Annotated in this window: 12 protein-coding genes; 7 read left to right on the forward strand and 5 right to left on the reverse strand. The window is 69.9% G+C overall.

Going from position 1 to position 17181, the window contains the following annotated elements:
• Positions 1–7: 7 nt before the first annotated feature.
• The 4 genes from ACIBHY_RS34855 to pdhA all read right to left on the reverse strand — a co-directional run bounded on the left by ACIBHY_RS34855 (position 8) and on the right by pdhA (position 7176).
• Complete coding sequence (locus ACIBHY_RS34855; RefSeq protein ID WP_397308917.1) at positions 8–3547, reverse strand: glycosyl hydrolase 2 galactose-binding domain-containing protein; 3540 nt, start codon at positions 3545–3547, stop codon at positions 8–10.
• 133 nt (positions 3548–3680) lie between these two features.
• Positions 3681–5093, reverse strand: a complete 1413-nt coding sequence (locus ACIBHY_RS34860; protein ID WP_397308918.1) for a dihydrolipoamide acetyltransferase family protein — start codon at positions 5091–5093, stop codon at positions 3681–3683.
• 14 nt (positions 5094–5107) lie between these two features.
• Complete coding sequence (locus tag ACIBHY_RS34865) at positions 5108–6088, reverse strand: alpha-ketoacid dehydrogenase subunit beta (protein WP_397308919.1); 981 nt, start codon at positions 6086–6088, stop codon at positions 5108–5110.
• A complete protein-coding gene (gene pdhA, locus ACIBHY_RS34870; RefSeq protein WP_397254321.1) occupies positions 6085–7176 on the reverse strand; it encodes a pyruvate dehydrogenase (acetyl-transferring) E1 component subunit alpha in 1092 nt (363 codons plus the stop codon). Before pdhA ends, ACIBHY_RS34865 begins: the two co-directional genes overlap by 4 nt.
• Positions 7177–7404: 228 nt before the next feature.
• Here pdhA and ACIBHY_RS34875 point away from each other — a divergent pair, with 228 nt between their 5' ends.
• The 6 genes from ACIBHY_RS34875 to purL all read left to right on the forward strand — a co-directional run bounded on the left by ACIBHY_RS34875 (position 7405) and on the right by purL (position 14002).
• Positions 7405–8850, forward strand: coding sequence for a hypothetical protein (locus tag ACIBHY_RS34875; protein WP_397308920.1), 1446 nt, complete (start codon positions 7405–7407; stop codon positions 8848–8850).
• On the forward strand, positions 8786–10123 hold the full coding sequence (locus ACIBHY_RS34880; RefSeq protein WP_397309055.1) for a hypothetical protein: 1338 nt from the start codon (positions 8786–8788) through the stop codon (positions 10121–10123). Before ACIBHY_RS34875 ends, ACIBHY_RS34880 begins: the two co-directional genes overlap by 65 nt.
• A complete protein-coding gene (gene purS / locus ACIBHY_RS34885) occupies positions 10041–10286 on the forward strand; it encodes a phosphoribosylformylglycinamidine synthase subunit PurS (protein WP_379613994.1) in 246 nt (81 codons plus the stop codon). Before ACIBHY_RS34880 ends, purS begins: the two co-directional genes overlap by 83 nt.
• A gap of 221 nt (positions 10287–10507) precedes the next feature.
• Positions 10508–10891: an ATP-binding protein gene (locus ACIBHY_RS34890; protein WP_184970239.1), complete on the forward strand. Its 384-nt coding sequence runs from the start codon at positions 10508–10510 to the stop codon at positions 10889–10891.
• 178 nt (positions 10892–11069) lie between these two features.
• Positions 11070–11750, forward strand: a complete 681-nt coding sequence (purQ, locus tag ACIBHY_RS34895) for a phosphoribosylformylglycinamidine synthase subunit PurQ (RefSeq protein WP_397308921.1) — start codon at positions 11070–11072, stop codon at positions 11748–11750.
• Positions 11747–14002, forward strand: a complete 2256-nt coding sequence (purL, locus tag ACIBHY_RS34900) for a phosphoribosylformylglycinamidine synthase subunit PurL (RefSeq protein ID WP_397254326.1) — start codon at positions 11747–11749, stop codon at positions 14000–14002. Before purQ ends, purL begins: the two co-directional genes overlap by 4 nt.
• Positions 14003–14052: 50 nt before the next feature.
• On the opposite strand, the gene ACIBHY_RS34905 is transcribed toward purL, so the two are convergent.
• Positions 14053–14931, reverse strand: a complete 879-nt coding sequence (locus ACIBHY_RS34905) for a hypothetical protein (RefSeq protein ID WP_397308922.1) — start codon at positions 14929–14931, stop codon at positions 14053–14055.
• Positions 14932–15157: 226 nt separating this feature from the next.
• Here ACIBHY_RS34905 and ACIBHY_RS34910 point away from each other — a divergent pair, with 226 nt between their 5' ends.
• A complete protein-coding gene (locus ACIBHY_RS34910) occupies positions 15158–17167 on the forward strand; it encodes an adenylate/guanylate cyclase domain-containing protein (protein WP_397254330.1) in 2010 nt (669 codons plus the stop codon).
• Positions 17168–17181 lie beyond the last annotated feature (14 nt).

Genomic DNA, 17181 nt, shown 5'->3' on the forward strand with positions numbered 1-17181 from the left:
GGTCAGCCTAGGGGCCGATCGACAACCGGTCGACGTTGGGTCCTCCGTTCGCGGTGGTGGCGGTGGCCCTGATCTTGTTGACCCCGGCCTGGAGCTGGACCGGCACCGTCTTCGTCTGCCACGTCGTCCAGGCGCCGGTGCCGGGGAAGTCGGCCGTGGTGCCGTTGACGTTCAGCGGGCGGTTGACCGTGGTGCCGTTGGCGTAGCGGATCACCGCGTTCACGGTGCCCGCGGTGGCGGCGGTGACCGTCCACTCGACGTAGGAGCCGGTGACGTTGTCGTAGTTGACGAACCCGGTTCCCGTGAATCCGGCGTGGTTCGACTCGACCACGCCCTGCGAGATCACCGCGTCCTCCGCCTGGTGGTCGGAGCCCGGCTGCCGCGGGGTCACGATGAGGCGGTCGAGGTTCGGGCCGCCGTTGGCCGTCGTCGAGGTGGCCCGGATCTTGTTGACGCCCGCCTGGAGCTGGATCGGCACCGTCTTGGTCTGCCAGGAGCTCCAGGCGCCGGTGCCGGGGAAGTCGGCCGTGGTGCCGTTGACGTTCAGCGGGCGGTTGACCGTGGTGCCGTTGGCGTAGCGGATCTCCAGGTTGGCCGGGCCCGCGGCGGCGGCGTTCACGGTCCACTCCACGTACGAACCCACCACGTTGTCCAGGTTGACGAAGCCCGTGCCGGTGAAACCGGCGTGGTTCGACTCCACCGCGCCCTGCGAGATCACCGCGTCCTCCGCCTGGTGGTCGGCGGGGCCGCTGCCGGTGGTGGCCTGGACCTCGTTGGAGGGGTCGGAGACGAGACCCGCCGCGTCGCGGGCGCGGACGTCGAAGGTGTACGGCGTGCCCGGCTGGAGCCCGGAGACCGTGGCGGTGGTGCCGGTCACCGAGGGGCCGCCCCGCACGTCGTAGCCGGCGACGCCGACGTTGTCGGTCGCCGGGTCCCAGGCCAGGGAGACCGACGACGAGGTCGCGCCGGTGACGCGCAGGTTCCCCGGCGGGGTGGGCCGCTCGACGTCCGGCGGGCCGGTGGGGACCGTGACCGTGGCGGTGTTCCAGCCCGAGACCCTGGCGTTCGCGCCGGTGCCACTGGCCGTCAGCGTCTTCGACTCGCCGGGCCACAGGCTGATCGCGTTGTCGGACCAGGTGACGGGCAGGACCGGCGTGCCGGCGGCGTCGACCATCCTGACGTCCAGGTAGAGGGCGGGGGCGGCGCCGGTGTTGGTGATCGTGACCGTGTTCGTGGTAGCGGTGACGCTCAGGGAGGTCCTGGGCATCGAGTTGAGGCCGGTCAGGTTGGCGTAGCTGGAGGTCGGCACGTAGTACCAGGTGTTGCCGGACCAGTCGATGACGTCGTCGGAGGTGGACAGCCAGTAGACGTTGCGGTCGATCTCCGCGCCGCCGCGCAGGAGCGTCAGCCGTACCAGGTAGGTGGAGCTGAGGCCGGAGATGGACGGGATCGTGACCGCACTCGCCTTGCCGCCGTCGGCGGGGACGTTCACGGTGGCGGTGCTGGAGTACTTCGCGGTGCCGTCGAGGTTGAAGACGTCGGTCTTGACCTGGAGGTTCTGGGCGGCGGTCGGCGTGGAGTTCACCACGACGACCGAGTCGTCGTCGTAGGAGTACTGGACGTGTAGCGGCTTGTTGGCCTCGCGGGCGCCCCAATAGGAGCCGCCCTGGTCGAGGTAGTAGTCGAACAACTGCCAGTGCAGCGAGGACCAGCCGCTGTTGAGCATCCAGTAGATGACGCCGGTGGAGGGGTTGGTGGAGTCGGTGAAGTTACGGCCGTAGGCCTCGAACTGGGCTCTCACCGCCTCGTACTGGGCCAGTTGCGCCTTCTTCACGTAGTCCTCGCGGCCGGAGGGCACGCCGTATCGGCCTCTGAGGGCGTTGTGGTAGATCGACAGGTTGTTGAAGGTGCTGGAGGGCGAGCGGTGGTACTGCGTCGCGCCCGGGTTCTGCCAGAGCGAGTCGATCTGCGCCGGGGTCATCATGCGCTTGAGCGAGTCGAGCGTGGGCACGTCGGGCCCGGCGCCGGTCTCGGAGTTGAAGCCGAACGCGCCGCCTTCGCGCTTGTTGTACCAGTAGTTCGGCGGCACCCAGTCGTACGGCCCCGGCATCTTCATGCCCGAGTTGCCCAGTTGCGGGCTGGACTTGTCGCTGGCCACCGGGACGATCGGCAGCTGCCACTCGGCCTGGTTCAGCGCGTCCAGGTAGCCGGTCTCCTTCTGCGCGGGCGGAGGGTTGTCCGAGCCGATGAGAAAGGAGATCACGCTGGGGTGGTTGCGCAGCCGTACGGCTTCGGCCAGCATCGACGCCTTGGCGATCGGGTAGTCGCCGCTGGAGAAGGAACCCTCCCACTTGTTGCAGCACTCCCAGCCGGGCAGGGTCAGGATGCCGTGCTTGTCGGCCAGGTCGTAGAGCTCGTCGCCCTCCAGGTGTCCCTCGACCCGGATCGTGTTGAGGCCGAGGTCCTTGACGTAGCGGAGCTTGTCCTCGAGGTAGCCGATCTTGGGCCGCAGGAAGATGTCGGGTGACCAGCCGCCGCCCCTGATGAGGAGGTTCCGGCCGTTGATCTTGTAGTAGCGGCGGCCGGAGGCGTTCTTGGCCGACTCGACCTTGCGCACGCCGAAGCGCTCGCTGACGACGTCGCTGGTGACGCCGCCGACGACCGCGGTGAGGCCGAGGTCGTAAAGCGGCTGGGCGCCCATCGCGTACGGCCACCAGACCTGCGGGTCGCCGATCGTCTGGTTGAACGTGATCCGCTTGGTCTCGCCCGCGGCCAGGGAGACGTCCTGGCCGAACGTGAGCGCGCCGATCGTGCCGCGGACCGTGGTGGTCACCGGGCTCGTGGTGTGGTTGCGTACGTCGGCCTTGATCGTCAGGTCGGCGCGGTCCAGGGCGGGCACGGCGAGGTTCGTGATCACGTGCGGGTTGTTGAGCGAGACCGCGGCGGTCCGCTTGATCAGCACGTCGCGGAAGATCCCCATGTTGTCGTCGCGCGGCAGCTGCACCCAGTCGATCCAGCCGATCGTCAGATGGCTGTTCGGGTTGTTGGGGTTGATCCGGAAGGCGATGGAGTTGACGCCCGCGCGTACCTGGGCGGTGATGTCGCGCTCGTGCCGCGTGTACGCGCCGGCCGCGCCGCTGACCACCTGGGTTCCGTTGACCCAGACGTCGGCGCCGGAGATCACCCCGCTGAAGTCGAGCAGGGTGCGCATGCCGCTCTCGGCGCCGAGCGTGAAGTCGGCCCGGTACCACCACGCCACGTCGAAGTCGGCGGTGGGGATGGACTGCATGTTCGTGGAGAAGAACGGGTCGGGGTAGACGCCGTTCTCCAGGAGGCCGGCGAGGACCGTGGAGCGCGGGCCGACCGGGTACCAGCCGGTGGCGGCGTACCCGGGAGTGGAGATGGCGGCGCCGGAATCGCTCACCTTGGCCGAGGACTGGATCTTGTAACCGGGCAGTGCGGTCACTGACGGCGCCTCGGCATGGGCGGGAAGGGAGATTCCGAAAGCGGCCATGAGCAGCGACAACACGACGAGTAATCGGGCCATGGGGCACCCCGCTGGGATGAGTCCGTTTGTTAATAAACCTTCTTAACAACCAAATCGGATCTCGTAAATCCCCTTGAAGCCACAGAACACAACAGGCCGCCACCCTTCGCGGGCGGCGGCCTGTCGCGTGGCGTCAGCTCCAGGCGAGCATCCGCAGCGGATCCTCCAGCATCGCGCCCACGTCACGCAGGAACAGCGAGCCCAGCTCGCCGTCGATGATCCGGTGGTCGAACGACAACGCCAGCGTCGTCACCTTGCGCACCGCCAGCTCGCCGTCCACCACCCACGGCATGTCGCGCACCTGGCCGAACGCCAGGATCGCCGACTCGCCCGGGTTGATGATCGGCGTACCGGTGTCGACGCCGAACACGCCCACGTTGGTGATCGTGAACGTGCCGCCGGACATCTCCGCCGGCTGGGTCCTGCCCGCCCGCGCCGTCTCCGTGAGCTTGCCGAGCGCCTCGGCCAGCTCGGGCAGCGACAGCGTGTGGGCCGACTTGACGTTCGGCACCACCAGGCCGCGCGGCGTGGCCGCGGCGATCCCCAGGTTCACGTAGTGCTTGACCACGATCTCCTGGGCCCGCTCGTCCCAGGCAGAGTTGATCATGGAATAGCGGCGGGCGGCCACCAGCACCGCCTTGGCCACCAGCAGCAGCGGCGAGACCTTGACCTCGGCGAAGTCCGGCACCTCGCGCAGGCGCCGGACGGCCTCCATGGTCGCGCTCACGTCGAGCTGCAGGAACTCGGTGACGTGCGGGGCGGTGAACGCGCTGGCCACCATGGCCTGCGCGGTCATCTTGCGCACGCCCTTGATCGGAATGCGCTCTTCCTGTACGGCCGGCCGCCCGGCCACCTCCTGGGTGGCGCCTCCGGCGGCGGCGTGGATGTCCTCCCTGGTGATCGAGCCCTGGGGACCGGTGCCGCTGAGCGTGGTCAGATCGACACCAAGGTCCTTGGCCAGCTTCCGTACCGGCGGCTTGGCCAGCACCATCACGCGGCCGCTCTCCGATGCGGGCGCGCCCGCCGGAGCGGGGCCGGTGACCTCGGTGCGGGCCGGGTTGGCCACAGGCGCCACAGGTGTGGGCGCCGCGCTTGACGGAGCGGCGCTTGACGGAGCGGTGGTGGCGGGTTGCTTGCGCGGGCGGCGCTGGGCGGCGCCGGTCTTGACGCCGTAACCCACCAGGACGGCCTGGCGCTCCTCCTTGGGCGCCGGGCTCCCGTGGACGCCCGGCTCCACGGCGGCCTCCGCCGGCGGGCTGGGCACCATGTCGTCGGCCAGCGCCTCGACCCGCTCGCCGGCCTGCCCGCCGGCCGTGTCGATGGCGATGATGGGCAGGCCCACGTCGACGGTCTGGCCCTCCTCGGCCATCAGGTCGGCGACCACCCCGTCCCACGGGATCGGCAGTTCGACGATGGACTTGGCGGTCTCGATCTCGACCACGATCTGGTCGACCTTGACCGCGTCACCCGCCTTCACCTTCCACCGGACGATCTCCGCCTCGGTCAGTCCCTCGCCGACGTCGGGGAGCTTGAACTCGCGTCGCATACGGGATCCCCCTCTCAGTAGGCGTAGGCGCGGTCGACGGCGTCGAGCACCCTGTCCAGGTCGGGCAGGTAGTGCTCTTCGAGCTTCGACGGCGGGTAGGGGGTGGAGAATCCGCCGACGCGCAGCACCGGCGCCGCCAGGTGGTAGAAGCACTGCTCGGTGATCCGGGCGGCGAGCTCGGCTCCGAAACCGCTGTAGACGGGCGCCTCGTGCACGATGACGACCCGGCCGGTCCTGCGTACCGAGTCCATGAGGCGCTGGGTGTCCAGGGGGTTGAGCGAGCGCAGGTCGATGACCTCCAGGGAGCGGCCTTCCTCGGCGGCGGCGCCGGCCACCTCCAGGCAGGTCTTGACCATGGGACCGTAGGCGACGAGCGTGAGGTCGGTGCCCTGCCGTACGACGGAGGCCTGGTCGAAGGGGGTCCACCAGTCGGTGGTGCTGGTGTCGACCTCGGCCTTCTCCCAGTAGCGGCGCTTGGGCTCGAAGAAGATGACCGGGTCGTCGCTGCTGATGGCCTGCTGGATCATCGAGTAGGCGTCGAGCGGGTTGGAACAGGCGACGACGCGCAGCCCGGCGGTGTGCGTGAAGTACGACTCGGGCGACTCGCTGTGGTGCTCGACCGCGCCGATGCCGCCGCCGCAGGGGATGCGGACCACGATGGGCAGCTTGATCGCCCCGAGCGAGCGCATGGGCATCTTGGCCAGCTGGGTGATGATCTGGTCGGCGGCCGGGAAGACGAAGCCGTCGAACTGGATCTCGCACACCGGGCGGAAGCCGCGCAGCGCCAGGCCGATGGCGGTGCCGATGATGCCGGACTCGGCGAGCGGGGTGTCGATGACCCGGTCGTCGCCGAAGTCCTTCTGCAGGCCGTCGGTGACGCGGAAGACGCCGCCGAGCTTGCCGACGTCCTCGCCCATGATGAGGACCTTCGGGTCGTCCTCCATGGCCTTGCGCATGCCCTCGTTGAGCGCCTTGGACAGGCTGAGCACCGTCATGCCTCGAACCCTTCCAGGTAGGCGGCGAACTGGGCGCGCTCCTCGTCGATCAGGGCGTGCGGCTCGCGGTAGACGTGGTCGAAGATGTCGAGCGGCTGGGGGTCGGGCATCTCCAGGCAGCGCCGGCGCACGTCCGCGCCGAGCTGCTCGGCCTCGGCGTCGATGGCGTCGAAGAACTCCTGGTCGGCCATCTCCTGCTTGAACAGGTACGCCTTGACCCGCTCGATGGGGTCCTTGAGCTTCCAGGCTTCGAGCTCGGAGGCGACCCGGTAGCGGGTGGGGTCGTCGGTGGTGGTGTGGGCGCCCATGCGGTAGGTGAAGGCCTCGATCAGCGTGGGGCCCTGGCCGCTGCGGGCGTCGGCCAGCGCCTTGCGGGTGACCGCGAGGCAGGCGAAGACGTCGTTGCCGTCGACCCGGAGCCCTGGGAAGCCGAAGCCGGAGGCGCGCCGGTAGAGCGGGATGCGGGACTGCTTCTCGATCGGCTCGGAGATGGCCCACTGGTTGTTCTGGCAGAAGAAGACGACCGGGGCGTTGAAGACGCTGGCCCACACGAACGACTCGTTGACGTCGCCCTGGGAGGAGGCGCCGTCGCCGAAGTAGACGATCGCGGCGCCCTCGCCGCCGTCGCGCTGGATGCCCATGGCGTAGCCGACCGCGTGGAGCGTCTGGCTGCCGATCACGATCGTGTAGAGGTGGAAGTTGTGCTCGACGGGGTCCCAGCCGCCGTGGTTGACGCCGCGGAACAGACCCAGCAGCTTGACGGGGTCGACGTCGCGGCACCAGGCCACGCCGTGCTCACGGTAGGTCGGGAAGGCCATGTCGGCGTCGGTGAGCGCCCGGCCTGAGCCGATCTGAGCGGCTTCCTGGCCGAGCAGCGATGCCCAGATGCCCAGTTCGCCCTGGCGTTGCAGCGCCACCGCTCCAAGGTCGATGCGGCGGACGAGCACGAGATCGCGGTAAAGCGACCTGACCTCTTCCGGTGTCAGGTCGATGTCGTAGTCGGGGTGCTCGACTCGCTCGCCCTCGGGGGTGAGCAACTGGACGAGCTCTGGGGGTGCTTCAGCACCACGAGAGGCGTCGACGGTCACGTGCCGCTCCTGTGCGTTCGGGGCCGGGGTGGGTGGGGTTGCCACCGGCGGCCGGCCTTCTGGGCGTCCAAACCACTTGGTGGTGATTCGTCCACATATGGGGACATGGTGGCAGAAGTCACAGCCCTCCGCGCAAGCCCCATGTCGTCCAAGTTCCCCACGTAACGGGCGTGAACCCTTTCGACAACAGACGGCAAGAAGAGGTAAACGACCGCCAAAGGAGCCGACGTGATATCGACATCACGTGTCTTTGCGCTGCCCGGAAACCACTGGTTTCTGCTCGCGGCACTGGTCCCGGCCGTGGTGTTGCGCGTTCTGACCATGGCCGGACATCCCCCGGCCCTGCTGTTCTTCGCCGACTCCTTCACCTACCTCCGCGAACCTGCCCCTGGAACGTTCCGACCTGCGGGTTACTCCATCTTCCTGCACCTGCTCCGCCCGGCGCACAGCCTGGCCCTGGTCACCGCGGCGCAGCACGTGATCGGGCTCGTCCTGGCGGTTTCGGTCTATGCATTACTACGCCGCCGCGGCCTGCCCGGGTGGGGCGCCACGCTGGCCGTCACGCCGCTGCTGTTCGATGAGTTCCTCATCCTCATGGAGCACATGGTGATGGCCGACGCGCTGTTCGCCGCGCTGCTGACGGGCGGCGTGCTCACCCTGCTCGGCGGCCGGTACGGCACGGCCGGCCTGCTGCTCGGAGCCGCCGCGCTCACCAGGACGATCGGCCTGCCGGTGCTCGTCCTCGGCGTGGCCTACCTGGCGGCGCGCAGGGCGGGCCCGCGGCCGGTGCTGCGGCTGGCGGCGGCCGGGCTGGCGCCGCTGCTCGTGTACTCCGCCTGGGCATTCGCCGAGACCGGATCACCGGCCCTGACCAGGGCGGACGGGATGTTCCTGTGGGCGCGGACCATGAGCTTCGCCGACTGCCGGGTGATCAGGCCCTCCGACACCCGGCTCTGCACCGACCAGCCCGCCGGGAAGCGGGCGGCGCCGCCGTTCTGGCTGTGGGGCGGGACGCTCGATCAGATCCCGGTCAAGGAGCGCAACGCGGTGGCCGGGCGTTTCGCCCGCGAGGCGATCGCCGCCCAGCCCGGGGCGTACCTGGTGGCCGTGGGCAAGGATCTCGGCGAGTTGCTGCGCTGGGAGCGCACCTCTTCGCGGGTGGTGCCCGGCAAGCACAATCCGTACCAGTTTCCACGCGAGGAGCGGCGGGTGAAGGACCCCGGGCCCGCGAGCTACGAGCGGGGCCCCGCGGACACGCGCCTCGTCGAGCCGTACGCCGGGTGGATGCGCGCCTACCAGCGCTTCGGCTACCTGCCGTATCCGCTGCTCACGCTGGCCCTGCTCGGCTCGCTGGCGGTGGCGGCGATCAGGCGGCGGCCCGAGGCGCTGCTGCCCGGACTGGCGGCCGTGACGCTGGTGGCCGGCCCGCCGTTCGTGAGCGGATACGACATCCGCTACGTGCTCGCGGCCCTCCCGCTGACCTGTCTGGCGATCGGGATGGTGACATTTCCCATTAGCCTGGATCGCGGTCTCCCTAGGAAGAGAAGTTCCCGTGTCAGCACACCGCGCCCTGATCGTCACCCTGATACCCGCGATCGCGCTGCGCCTGCTGGCCGTCCTGGGCTATCCCCCTTCACTGCTGTTCTTCGGCGACTCCTTCGCCTTCCTGAGTGAGAAGCTCGCCCCCGGCACCACCCGCCCGTCGGGCTACTCCCTGCTGCTGGCGCTGCTGCGCCCCGCGCACAGCCTCACGCTGATCACCGTCGCGCAGCACCTGCTCGGCCTGGCTCTCGCGGTCGGCGTCTACCTGCTGCTACGCCGCCGCGGCCTGCCCGGCTGGGGCGCCACGCTGCTGGTCACGCCCATCCTCTTCGACGAGTTCATGGTTCTGCTCGAACACATGGTCATGGCCGACCTCGTCTTCATCGTGCTGGTCTGCGGCGCGATCACCCTCATCGTCTGGCGGGTGACCCCGGCCACCGCCGCCGTGGGCGGGCTGCTGCTCGGTCTCGCGGGCATCACCCGCACGGTCGGCCTGCCGCTGCTCATCCTCACCGCCGCCTACCTGCTCATCCGCCGGTATGGCTGGCGCCCCCTGGTGGCCCTCGTCGTGGCCGGGGCCGTCCCGCTCGGCGCGTACGCCACCTGGACCAAGGTCGAAAAGGGCAAGTTCGCCCTGACCGAGGCGGACGGCAACTTCCTGTGGTCCAGGACCATGAGCTTCGCCGACTGCGCGGTGATCAGGCCGCCGGAGCGCCTGGCCGTGCTCTGCCCGAACATGCCCGTGGAGCAGCGCCCGTACCCGCCGTACTGGCTGTGGGAGAGCTTCTCGCCCCTTCCCAAGGTGCCCGGCACCGCCAACCGCAACCAGCTGGCCGGCGAGTTCGCCAGGAAGGCGATCCTCGCCCAGCCCGGCCCCTACCTCGGCGCGGTGGCCACCGACCTCGCCAAGCTGCTGCGCTGGGAGCGCACCGCCGCGGCGGAGAAGACGCCCTACAAGTTCCCCGCCGCCGAGCGCCCGCTGAAGGGCTCGGTGAAACAGATCGCCGAGTCCTACGAGAACGGCCCGGCCGCCACCCGCGTCGTCGAGCCGTTCGCCGGATGGCTGCGCGCCTACCAGCGCTTCGGCTACCTGCCCTTCCCCGTGCTGATGCTCGGCCTGGCCGGCGCGCTGGCCGCGGCGCTGGTCCGGCGGCGCTGGGACGCGCTGCTGCCGGGGGTGGCGGCGCTCGCGCTGGTCGTCTCGCCGCCCTTCCTGGCCGCCTACGACGTGCGTTACGTCATCCCGGCGATTCCGCTGGTCTGCCTGGCACTAGGCTTGACCCTCGGTACCCGACCACCATCGCCATCGCAGGAGGACCCAAGTGGCGCGCGTCATCGTCGACGTCATGCTGAAGCCGGAGATTCTCGACCCGCAGGGGCAGGCGATCGCCCGAGCCCTGCCTAGGCTGGGCTTCGCCGGGGTCTCCGCGGTCCGTCAGGGCAAGCGCTTCGAGATCGAACTGGACGGCCCCGCCGACGAGGCGGCACTTGCGGACGTCCGAAAGATGGCCGAGACGCTCCTGGCCAACACCGTCATCGAGGACTACGTCGTGCGGGTTGAGGGGTAGAAGCGTACGTTTGGCACCAGAATTGCCCCTGGCGGCTTAAAGCCGGGTTTTGCTGTGTCACAATCCCACGGGCTTACCAATACTAAATAACAACAACGTGATTTTGCGGTTAGCCCTGATTTCTCGGGGAAACCTACTCCAGGTGACGTTCTGGCGCCGGGAGGGGTCCGGTGGATATTGAGTTCTCGTTGGCACTGCCTCGGGATGCGATCGGCATACCGATGGTCAGGCGAGTGCTCGGCGATGCTATGCGCTCACTCAGCGTAAGCGAAAGCTGCATCGCCGACATGCTGCTCGCCGTCTCCGAGGCATGTTCCAACGCGGTGCGGCACGGGGGTCCCGCCAACCGCTACGAGGTCACGGCCGCCATCGGCTACGGCCGGTGCGACGTCCGCGTCGCCGACAACGGCGGCGGACTGCCCTCGATGCCCCTGCACTTCCCGCCTCCCGAGACCGAGAACGGCCGCGGCCTGCTGATCATGCGCTCCGTCGTGGACGAGATCTCCTTCGGCGTCACGCCCGGCCAGGGCACCACGGTCCACCTGCGCAAGCAGCTGGCGTGGGACGAGGCCGACACCCGGCCGCGCGAGCTCGCCGCCGTCTGACAATCCCCCCATTCCGTACGGCAGGCCGCGGCCTCGCCGTACCAGCGGCATGTCCGCATCCGGAGGCCCTCACAGAGGCACGCCCGCGCACCCGATAGATTGTGGGCACCGCCGCAGACCGCCATCCGCCAGCAAGAGATGGTGGCGCGCGCGTGCGCATCCTCGGAGGGACGAAGTCATGAGCGCTGCCCGAGTGGGCATTGTCACGTTTCCCGGCACACTCGACGACCAGGACGCGGCGAGAGCCGTGCGCCTGGCCGGTGCCGAGGCCGTTCCGCTGTGGCACGCCGACCACGATCTCAAGGGAGTGGACGCCGTCTTCCTGCCCGGCGGCTTCTCCTACGGCGACTACCTGCGGTGCGGGGCCATCTCCCGGTTCGCGCCGCTGATGGACGAGCTGATCCCGGCGGCGAGGGCGGGCCTGCCCGTGCTCGGCACCTGCAATGGGTTCCAGATCCTGTGCGAGGCGCACCTGCTGCCCGGGGCGCTGACCCGCAACGCCTCGCTGCACTACGTCTGCCGCGACCAGCGGGTGCGCGTGGAGTCCGACCGGACCGCCTGGACCCACGACTTCGCGGCCGGCCAGGAGATCGTGCTGCCGGTCAAGCACGGCGAGGGGCGCTACGTCGCCTCCGACGAGACGCTGGCCGAGCTGGAGGCGAATGGTCGGGTGGTCTTCCGCTACCTCGGCAACCCCAACGGCTCGCTCAACGACATCGCGGGCATCACCAACGAGGTCGGCAACGTCGTCGGCCTCATGCCCCACCCCGAGCACGCGGTCGAGGACCTGGTCGGCGCCCCCTCCACCGACGGGCGCGGCTTCTTCACCTCGATCCTGAGGAAGCTGGTGAACTCATGACCGATTCGGTGAAGCGGGCCGCTGTGAGCCCCGATGAGGCGATGCCGTTCGCCGAGCTCGGGATGAAGCGGGACGAGTACGACCGGGTCAAGGAGATCCTGGGGCGCCGGCCCACCGGGTCCGAGCTGGCCATCTACTCCGTCATGTGGTCGGAGCACTGCTCGTACAAGTCCTCCAAGGTGCATCTGCGGCAGTTCGCCACCAAGGCGCCCAAGTCAGAGGCGCTGCTCGTCGGCATGGGCGAGAACGCCGGCGTCGTCGACATCGGCGACGGCTGGGCCGCCACGTTCAAGATCGAGTCGCACAACCACCCGTCCTACGTCGAGCCGCACCAGGGCGCGGCCACCGGCGTCGGCGGCATCGTGCGCGACATCATGTCGATGGGCGCGCGCCCGATCGCCGTCATGGACGCGCTGCGCTTCGGCGGCGCCCATCAGCCCGACACCAAGCGGGTGCTGCCCGGCGTCGTCGAGGGCATCTCCTCCTACGGCAACTGCCTCGGCCTGCCCAACATCGGCGGCGAGGTCGTCTTCGACCCCTGCTACATCGGCAACCCACTGGTCAACGCCCTCTGCGTCGGCCTGCTGCGCAAGGACCAGATCAAGCTGGCCACCGCGCCGGGCCCCGGCAACAAGGTCGTGCTGTTCGGCGCCTCCACCGGCCCCGACGGCATCGGCGGCGCGTCGGTGCTGGCCTCGGCGACCTTCGAGGACGAGTCGCAGGCCAAGCGGCCCGCCGTACAGGTCGGCGACCCGTTCATGGAGAAGCTGCTCATCGAGTGCTGCCTGGAGCTCTACGCGGCCGACGTGGTCGTCGGCATCCAGGACCTCGGCGCGGCGGGCGTCTCCTGCGCCACCACGGAACTGGCCGCCAAGGGCACCGGCGGCATGCACGTCGACCTCAACTTGGTCCCGCTCCGCGATCCCTCGCTCCGGCCCGAGGAGATCCTGATGAGCGAGTCCCAGGAGCGGATGATGGCGGTCGTCACGCCGTCGGACATCCCGGCCTTCATGGCCATCTGCGAGAAGTGGGACGTGCCCGCCGTCGTCATCGGCGAGGTGACCGACACCGGCCGCCTGATCATGACCTGGGACGGCGAGGTCATCGTGGACATTCCGCCGGGCACCGCGGCCGACGACGGCCCGGTGTACGAGCGGCCCTACCACGAGCCGGTCGGCCAGCCCGCGCTCAACGCCGACACCCCCGACCGCCTGGAGCGCCCGGACAACCTGCGGGCCGCGCTCCTGCAGCTCCTCGGCTCGCCGAACCTGGCCTCCAAGGAGTGGGTGACCTCCCAGTACGACCGCTACGTGCGCTCCAACACCGTGCTGGCCCAGCCGGCCGACGCGGGCATGCTGCGTATCTCCGAGGTGATGGCGGGCTCGGAGCCCACCACCCGCGGCATCGCGCTGGCCACCGACGGCAACGGCCGCTACGCCAAGCTCGACCCGTACGCGGGGGCGCAGCTGGCGCTGGCCGAGGCCTACCGGAACGTGGCCGTCACCGGCGCCAAGCCGCTGGCCGTCACCAACTGCCTCAACTTCGGCTCCCCCGAGGACCCCGAGGTGATGTGGCAGTTCGCCGAGGCGGTACGCGGCCTGGCCGATGCCTGCAAGCTCCTCGGCGTACCGGTGACCGGCGGCAACGTCTCCTTCTACAACCAGACCGGCAGCACCGCCATCCACCCGACGCCGGTCGTGGGCGTGCTCGGCGTCATCGACGACGTGGCCAAGCGGGTGCCGTCCGGGTTCCCCGCCGAGGGGCTGCGGGTGGCGCTGCTGGGTGAGACGAAGGCCGAGTTCGGCGGCTCCGAATGGGCGCACGTGGCGCACGGCCACCTGGGCGGGCTGCCGCCTGAGGCCGACCTCGTCGCGGAGGCCGCGCTGGCCACCGTGCTGGTCGAGGCGGCGCGGCGCGGGCTGCTGCAGGGCTCGCACGACCTGTCGGACGGCGGCCTCGGGATCGCGCTGGCCGAGGCGTGCCTGGCCGCCGGGGTCGGCGCCACGGTGTCGGCTTCGCTGACCGGGGACGCGTTCACCGACCTGTTCAGCGAGTCGTCGGCGCGGGCGCTGGTGGCGGTCAGGCCGGAGGCGTTCGACGAGTTCGCGGCGCTGTGCGCGCGGCACGAGGTGCCCTGTTACGGGCTCGGTGTGACCGGCGGGCCGGCACTGGTCGTGGAGGGCGTGTTCGAGGTGCCGCTCGCGGAACTGCGCGAGACGCACGAGGGGACGCTGCCTGAGCTCCTGGGCTAGATAGCTGGGTCTGAGGGGCCGGTGGCTGTTCACCGGCCCCTCAGCGCGTGTCAGACCTTCTTCAGGCAGACCACGTAGACGGTGCCCTTGCTGCCATGGCCGCCGCTCTTGTCGTTGTCGTTGTCCAGCTTCTCGACCGAAACCGACCAGCCGGAGCCGGAGGGCATGCTGCTGGTCACGGTGTAGCGTGAGGAGACGCCGGAGAAGCCGCCGCCGGTGACCGCGTCGTTGCCGTTGCACGAGACGCTGCCGGTGCCGTAGTTGCCGATGGAAGCGGACTTCGTGTAAGTCGTGTAGGTGCCGCCACCGCCGGTGCCGGGGTCACCCTTGGGACCCTGGGGACCCACCGGACCGCGCTCGCCGTCCTTGCCGTCCTTGCCGTCCCGCCCGTTCTGCCCAGGCTTGCCCGGCAGACCGTCCTTGCCGTCGGCACCCGGCTTGCCCGGCAGGCCGTCCTTGCCGTCGGCGCCCTTGGGGCCGGTCGCGCCGTCCTTGCCGTTCAGGCCGTCCTTGCCGTCGGCGCCCTTGGGGCCGGTGGCTCCGTCCTTGCCCGGGGCGCCGTCGGCGCCCTTCGGGCCCTGCGGGCCGGTGGCGCCCTTCAGGCCGGGCACGCCCTTGGGGCCCTGAGGGCCGGTCGGGCCCGTGGCGCCGGTCGGGCCGGCGGGGCCCGCGGGGCCGCGCTCGCCCTGGGGTCCCTGGACGCCGGAGGTGCTGTGCCCGCCGCCGCCTCCGATGAGCACCCGGATCTCGGTCTTCCTGCAGGGCGTGGCCGGGTTGACGATGCGGGCGTACCGCGTCTTCTTGTGCACGCACGCGTGCACCTCGGCCGCCGAGGAGGTGGAGGCGGTGGCGACGCCACCGACGGTCAGCAGTGAGGCGGCCAGCGCGCCTGCGGCGGCGAGCGGGAGCACGCGAGTCTTGAGGGCCACGGTTGTCCTTCCAGGGGAATCTGATGCTCATGGTGAGCATGAGGTTCACGCTTCAACCGTTCCAACGGATGACAAGAACCACATAACGTGTTCATAACTGACAGAGAGTGACGAACTGGGCTTACCAACTCTGACTGACGGACTGCGTAAAACGACGCACCGCTCGACGCCGGACTTAGGGATAATCAGGACTGTTCGGGGCCCACGTCACTGCGGAGGCCGCACGTTGCCTACCGACCGTCCCTACCTCCCGCCAGCCACCCAGCCGGTCAGAGCCGTCGTCTGGGCGATCCATCTAGCGCTGCCCCTGCTCGGACTCTGGCTTCTCCTCGCGCAGGAGAAGCTGAACGTCATGTGGCAGCACAATCCCAGCCACTTCTGGATGATCCTCGCGGTCGCCGGGCTCAACGTGACGCTCGGCCTGATGGTCAGCGAGGCCTCGCGCCGGAGGCAGGACGCACGGCTGTTCCTCGTGTCCATGGTGTTCCTGACCAGCGCCGGGTTCTTCTTCCTGCACGGCCTGGCCACCCCGCAGGTGATCCTGCCGGTCGGCTCGCTCGGGTTCGACATCGGACAGCAGGTCGGGCTCACCCTCGCGGCCGGGTTCGCGTTCGCCTCCGCGCTGCCGCTGGGTGAGCGGGCGGCGGCGCGCGTCCTGGAGGCGCAGCACGTCATCCGCGGCGCGCTGATCGGCTTCATGATCCTGTGGGGTCTCGCCTCGCTGCTGCCCGGCCTCACCCCGCTCAGCGACCCGCCGCTCGGCGAGCACGCCGGCTGGCTGGTCTGGGGCTCCGTTCCGGGCGTCCTGCTGTACGGCGCCGCCACCGTCATGATGTTCCTGATCCACCGCAGACGCCCCGCGGCCATGCTGATCAGCCTGATCACCGCCTACGCGCTCCTAGGCGAGGCGATGCTGGCCGGGATGTCGCAGCTCAACTGGCACCTGACCTGGTGGCTCTGGCACATCCTGCTGACGCTGGCCTTCGTCTTCGTCGGCTACAGCTCCTACCTGAAGTTCCGCCGCGAGGGGTCCAGCGCGGGCCTGTTCGACGCCGTCGCCCTGTCGGCGACGGTGGCGCGCATCAAGGCCGACTACGACCGCGCCCTGGAAGAGGTCGTCGAGCACGTACGGCGCGGCGAACCCCTGGCCGCCACCCGCCTGGCCGGCAAGTTCGACCTGACCGAGAGCCAGGCGGCCGTCCTGGACCGGGCAGGCGAGGCCCTGGCCAACGAGCGGCGCCTGTCGGAGCGCCTGGCCGCACTCGTGGACGTCAGCGCCCAGACCCGGGTCGGCCTGCCGGAGACGGAACTGCTGGCCACCGCGCTGGAACGGGTCCGGCAGGCGTACGGGGACGTCAGGATAGGCCTGGTCTCCGACGGGCAGGTGGACATCGGCTCACGCGAGTACGTCTTCGAGGGGCACGCCCCGGTTCACCGCGACCAGCTCGTCGCCTACCCGCTGACCGTGAAGGGGCATCTGGCCGGGGCGCTGGAGGTGCCGCTGGGCCGTACCGCGCAGGATGAGGCGCTCGCGGCCACGCTGGCGGGACAGCTGTCGATCTCGCTGGAGAACGCCCGCCTCTACCACGAGCTCAACACGTTGTTCCGGCAGTACATGTCGCCCGACGTGGCCAACGCGCTGCTCGCCGATCCGGACCAGGCGGCGCTCGGCGGGCAGCTGAAGCAGCTCACGGCGTTGTTCGCCGACCTCAAGGGGTTCACGACGTTCTCCGAGCGGGTCACGCCCGGCGAGATCGTGGAGATGCTCAACCGCTACCACACCGCCGCGGTGCCGTGCATTCTCGACAACGGCGGCACGATCGTGCAGTTCGTCGGGGACGCGCTGCTGGCGTTGTTCAACGCGCCGGCCACCCAGCTCGACCACGCGGCGGCGGCCTGCCGGGCGGCGCTGGCGATGCAGGAGGCGGCGGAGGTGATCGCGGCGGAGAGCCGGGGCGCCGATGTGGAGTGGCCGACTTTCCGCGTCGGAGTCAACACCGGTCCCGCGCTCGTGGGCAACATCGGCAGCCCGGAGCTGCGCGGCTTCAACGCGATGGGCGACTGCGTGAACGTGGCCGCGCGACTGCAGGGCGTCGCGGAGCCGGGCTCGGTGGTCATCGGCGCGACCACGCTGGCCCAGCTGGGCGCCGGCGCGGCGACCCGGCCTCTGGGAAGGCTGGAGCTCAAGGGCAAGGATGAGCGGGTGGAGGCCCACGTTCTGCTGACAATGCCATAGAAGGGGCGGCGGCC

Source organism: Nonomuraea sp. NPDC050547 (assembly GCF_044457345.1).
GTDB lineage: Bacteria > Actinomycetota > Actinomycetes > Streptosporangiales > Streptosporangiaceae > Nonomuraea.